Source organism: Streptococcus mitis (assembly GCF_001579035.1).
Taxonomy (GTDB): Bacteria; Bacillota; Bacilli; order Lactobacillales; family Streptococcaceae; genus Streptococcus; species Streptococcus mitis_J.
In genome coordinates this window covers 275,040-280,109 of the sequence record NZ_KQ970285.1, presented here as the reverse complement: position 1 = coordinate 280,109, position 5,070 = coordinate 275,040, and the positions used below count along the sequence as shown (strand labels likewise).

The window sequence follows — 5,070 nt, the reverse complement described above, 5'->3', positions numbered from 1 at the left end:
TGGATCACCTTTTTTAGCTGCTACATAGATTTCTACACCAAATTTTGCATATACTTTAGAGTTAGCTCCATCTTTAGCCGTTTTCTTGGCTACGATATTGGCCCATTTACGTCCCATTAGGAATCTCCTTTTTTCACATTTTAATCTTTCTTATTATAACACAAGTTTTTTTGATTTTCACTAGAGGAAATAGATTTTATTCAGCAAATCAAGTTAAGATGCTACTTTAGTTGCCAAGATGGCCTTGCCTTTCTATCTTTATCAACATTCAAAAAACAAACTAGCCCATTATCTGAAAATAGAAAGTTTCTACCAAGTTTGACAAAGTCAGCTCAAACTACTGTTTTGAGTTTATAGATATAAACAACAAAAACAGTTATACTGCACCTTTTGTTGACAGTCTACTCCAGACATATGATAGTTCAAATAAATACTTTGAAATTCAACAGTTCTTATAGGCGCTATTGTATTCTAAGAAATCAATAGAAGAGTTTCTAACCAAACATCTATTACTCAATGAAAATCAAAGAGCAAACTAGGAAGCTAGCCACAGGTTACTCAAAACACTGTTTTGAGGTTGCAGATAGAGCTGACGTGGTTTGAAGAGATTTTCGAAGAGTGTAATTTATGTGTTCCTGAAACAGAAATTTATACTCTTTTTGATTTCACATGATACTGAAGTTAGACTAGTACAACGGCACTTCTAAAACAAGCAAAAGGTAGCTAATTCCTTGTATAGCAAGGAGTTTCACTACCCTTTTTACTTTTTCTTACAGCCCCTGTTTGATAGACTCATTTTAACATCACGAGCATACTCCAATGGAAATCGCTAGGCAAGAGATAAACTTTCAGATATTCGCAGAGAGATCACCGCCTCTTTTTGTCGCAAACATTCTTCTCTCCTAATCATTTTCTACCTTATCCTCTACCTGAGGATAAAGAGTCGTTCCCCAAATAGAAATCGTCCGCTTACGCACTAGTGGCAAATCGGTTTTTTCATAAACCGTACGCCACCATTCCCAGGCAAGTCCGGTACACTCCCTAATTTTGACAGAGAGATTGCGAACATTCCCTTTTAAAGGAATACTAGTGGTAAAATGAGCCGTCAAATCCTGCCCATTTCTGTTCCAAGCCTTAGGAGTCAAGACTTCTTTACCTTGATAATCATAGGATAATTCATCCCAAGTAATGTAATATTGGGCAACATAGGCACCGCTATGATCCAAGAGTAAATCTCCGTTTCTGTAAGCTGTCACCTTAGTCTCAACATAGTCTGTACTGTTTTGAAAGGTCGCAACTACATTGTCCCGTAAAAAAGAAGTTGTATAGGAAATCGGCAAACCTGGATGATCGGCTGTAAAGCGACTGCCTTCTTGAATCAAGTCCTCTACCATATCCACCTTGCCTGTTACAACTCGGGCACCCGAACTTGGGTCGCCCCCTAAAATAACCGCCTTCACTTCTGTATTGTCCAAAATCTGTTTCCACTCTGTCTGAGGAGCTACCTTGACTCCTTTTATCAAAGCTTCAAAAGCAGCCTCTACTTCATCACTCTTACTCGTGGTTTCCAACTTGAGATAGACCTGACGCCCGTAAGCAACACTCGAAATATAGACCAAAGGACGCTCTGCAGAAATTCCTCTCTGCCTCAAATCCTCTACCGTTACAGTATCTTGAAATACATCTCCTGGATTTTTAACAGCATCTACGCTGACTGTATAATAAATCTGCTTAAAATTGACAATCTGAATCTGCTTTTCGCCCGAATGGACAGAATTAAAATCAATATCAAGAGAATTCCCTGTCTTTTCAAAGTCAGAACCAAACTTGACCTTGAGTTGTTCCATGCTGTGAGCCGTGATTTTTTCATACTGCATTCTAGCTGGGACATTATTGACCTGACCATAGTCTTGATGCCACTTGGCCAACAAATCGTTTACCGCTCCGCGAACACTTGAATTGCTGGGATCTTCCACTTGGAGAAAGCTATCACTACTTGCCAAACCAGGCAAATCAATACTATAAGTCATCGGAGCACGATCGACCGCAAGAAGAGTGGGATTATTCTCTAACAAGGTCTCATCCACTACGAGAAGCGCTCCAGGATAGAGGCGACTATCGTTGGTAGCCGTCACGGAAATATCACTTGTATTTGTCGACAGGCTCCGCTTCTTTCTTTCGATAACAACAAACTCATCGGGTAGCTGATTCCCCTCTTTGATGAAACGATTTTCAATACTCTCTCCCTGATGGGTCAAGAGTTTCTTTTTATCGTAATCCATAGCTAGTATAAAGTCATTTACTGCTTTATTTGTCATCTTCTACCTCCTAATAAGTTCCTGGATTGAGTTGCATAAACTCAGACTTGTTCAGCGAAATCAGCCGTGGTTGGACTAAGTGATCCAAAATTTCCTCGTACAATTCTTCTGAGACATTGCGTCGCCGTCTGGCTAGATAAGAAGTCGGAATGACCGTATTATCCAACATAAATACCTTATCTAAGTCAATCAAGGTTGGTCTTGTAAAAGGATTACGAGCTAAATCCGGCTCTTCTATCATAAAGTTCTTGACCAAACGTCTGGTCAAGAGGGCTGGTTTGAAGGTCTGATTTTTAACCAACTCTTTGTTTTTAGTCATGCTGTTGTCAATACAAATATACATATGATTCTTCACAGCCAAATCGCTACTAATAGTCGGAAAAGGCAAATAAAGAGCCACAACATCTCCTCTCTTAATCAAGTAAGAGCACCCCCTTTTCTCCTAATGTAACATAGACAGGATTGACCAAGTCTTCTGATTGGCTCAGTGTTTCCAAAGTTTGAGTTTGGCGCCCTGTCAATTTAGTAGCATCTTGTCTCTTCAATACAAAATGCTTGTCGCCAATTACCTTGACACTATAATCCTTCTCCAAAGCTGACTGGTAAATCCACATCAGATATTGTCTGTCCTGAGAACTCAAGAGAGAAGGATGTTCAAGTCTCCCGATAGTCTGATAAAAATCAAAAACAGGAGCTAACTCCTGCCAATCTGGCTGGCTAGTTGTCAAGGCTAGAAAAAGGGCTTTGCGAGCTGATACTTCTTGGTTAGCCTTGAGAGTCCCTTTCCCCTCCAAGTTTTTTAGAAAGTGGGAAACTCCAGAAAGCAAATCTTTCTCTAACTGCGAGAAATAAAAACCTTGCCTTCCCAGACACAAGTCTCTCAAGTCGCTTTCTCTAGCAAATAAGAGTTCAAACAGTTGATAGTAAAAGAAAAATATCTGGCACTGGGTCGCACTCATCTTTTCCTTATCGGCTTCTTTTTTCAACCAGAGCAAGGGCAAAAGGTAGCTGGATTGAGACATTTCCTCCACCTCCTATTCTTTTTTCTCTGGAGCATCTGCACTAGCTGCCACTTCTTTTGACTGGATACTTTCCCACTGGTTAATTTCCTCTGAGATAAGACCTTCGCATGTCTTGACAAATAGGGCAAAAGCCTTGGTTTTTCCTGCATATTTCTCTGTTTGACATTGATAGAGGAATTTTTCCCTTTCCAGGAGTTGCGCAGTCTTTTGGTAAGAAATCCAGTGTTCCTTGGCATTATACAAATTGAGAATCCCCTCACACAGCAAGCCTAGACTGGACAAGGCAACCGAAATCAAACGGTAGCGATCACCTGGCATAGGAATAGCACAAAAAACAGCTATGAGGAAACCTGCCACGATTTCTGTTATTTTTAATACCTTATAGCGTCTACGATGTTGAACGCTTTTCTTTAAAAAATGAGCTATCTGTACATCTAATCGCTCTGTCAGATACATTTCTTCTGGCGTCATATTCGTAACCCCTTTCATTTACTTTGATAATCATAGTATAACATATTTGAATATCAAAGTATAGTAAAAACTGGAAAGCTATATCTTATTATAAAACCCAAATATGAAATATTTGTGAAATAAGGGAAAAATATCACAAAAAGGATGGAACAAAAAGGTTCAAAATGATAAAAACGCATAATACCTTGCCTTAAAAAGCTTGATATTATGCGTTTTATCAGAGAAAGATTTTCTAAATGTTCACCTCAAATTGAGTTTTTCCAACATTCTTTCAATCACTATTCTAGCTGGCTTCTGACTAGTCTAGGCTTTGCTTATCTTACTTATCTTAACTGAGCAAGAATAGCTTTGAGTTTCTCAATCAACTCATCTTCTGTGTGGTCAGACTCTTTCTCATTGGCTAGGAAGACAACTGCTTGAGCGAGAGCTTCTCGTGCTTGGTCGAGGACTTTCGCATCTACATTTGTAAGGTCGCTTTCTTGCAGAACCTTAGTCAATTCCTTGGTCAATTTCTTGAGTTCTGACTCTTTCTTGCGACGAGCGATGAGGAAGAGAAGGAGACCAAGAAGGGCGAGCAGGCTGCCAATCATGGTACCGTATGGAAGATGACCTTGCTCTTTGCTTGTTTCTTTCGTTTCTTCTTCATCCTTAGTCGCTTGCTTGCCTTTCAAGGATTCGAGTGCTTCTTTGACCTTGGCAGTCATCTCTTTCAAGCCTGCCTCTGTCAAGTCAGCATTTCTAAGGGCTTCTTGCCCCTCTCCGAGAATGACCTTCGCAGCGTCGATGACAGATTGATCAATACCATCCAAGTCTTTCAAACGAGTTTCCAAGTCTTGAATCAAATCTCTTAAGACTGATTTATCAACCTGTTTCTCTTTACTTGATTGACTGCCACCAGCAAAGGCTACACTTCTCCGGCTACGAGCTGGAGCCGTCACAGAACTTTCAGATATTCCTTGTGGAGACTCTGGTCTTGTCGAATTTCCTGCTTCCCTCTGTTGAGTAGATTGACCAGCAGCTTGATTCGTCGAATCTCCTGAATGAGCTGGAGTGCTTGGAGTAGTAGGCTGATTTTGGTTGTTTGAACCGCCTTGACTGCCATCATCAGATGGAGCTGGTCTGTCTCCTTGACTACCTGTATCCCCTCTACTATTTGAATCTGCTTGGTTGCCACCATTACCTGGTATGGATGAATTTCCTTGGTTAATACGAGTAGAGATATCGTCAAGAATTTTATCGAGGGCGTTTAAGCCGTCGTT

5 protein-coding genes and 1 pseudogene are annotated in these 5,070 nt (G+C 40.4%); all 6 read right to left on the bottom strand.

Annotated features, from left to right (window positions below; translation table 11 throughout):
* Positions 1 to 117, bottom strand: a pseudogene (locus SMIDD26_RS12505) (YebC/PmpR family DNA-binding transcriptional regulator); the annotation flags it as partial.
* Positions 118 to 902: 785 nt separating this feature from the next.
* A complete protein-coding gene (gene ply / locus SMIDD26_RS01370; protein ID WP_061438673.1) occupies positions 903 to 2,318 on the bottom strand; it encodes a cholesterol-dependent cytolysin pneumolysin in 1,416 nt (471 codons plus the stop codon).
* Between the two features lie 10 nt (positions 2,319 to 2,328).
* Positions 2,329 to 2,739 (bottom strand): hypothetical protein, encoded by a 411-nt coding sequence (locus SMIDD26_RS01365; RefSeq protein ID WP_000595757.1) that lies wholly within the window; start codon positions 2,737 to 2,739, stop codon positions 2,329 to 2,331.
* The gene (locus SMIDD26_RS01360; RefSeq protein ID WP_061438672.1) at positions 2,732 to 3,340 is read right to left on the bottom strand and encodes a hypothetical protein; all 609 of its coding nucleotides are present in this window, start codon (positions 3,338 to 3,340) and stop codon (positions 2,732 to 2,734) included. Before SMIDD26_RS01360 ends, SMIDD26_RS01365 begins: the two co-directional genes overlap by 8 nt.
* A gap of 12 nt (positions 3,341 to 3,352) precedes the next feature.
* Positions 3,353 to 3,811, bottom strand: coding sequence for a DUF4231 domain-containing protein (locus SMIDD26_RS01355; RefSeq protein ID WP_031233612.1), 459 nt, complete (start codon positions 3,809 to 3,811; stop codon positions 3,353 to 3,355).
* A gap of 323 nt (positions 3,812 to 4,134) precedes the next feature.
* The coding region (locus SMIDD26_RS01350) for a hypothetical protein (RefSeq protein ID WP_246746843.1) at positions 4,135 to 5,070 on the bottom strand (936 nt) is incomplete at its 5' end.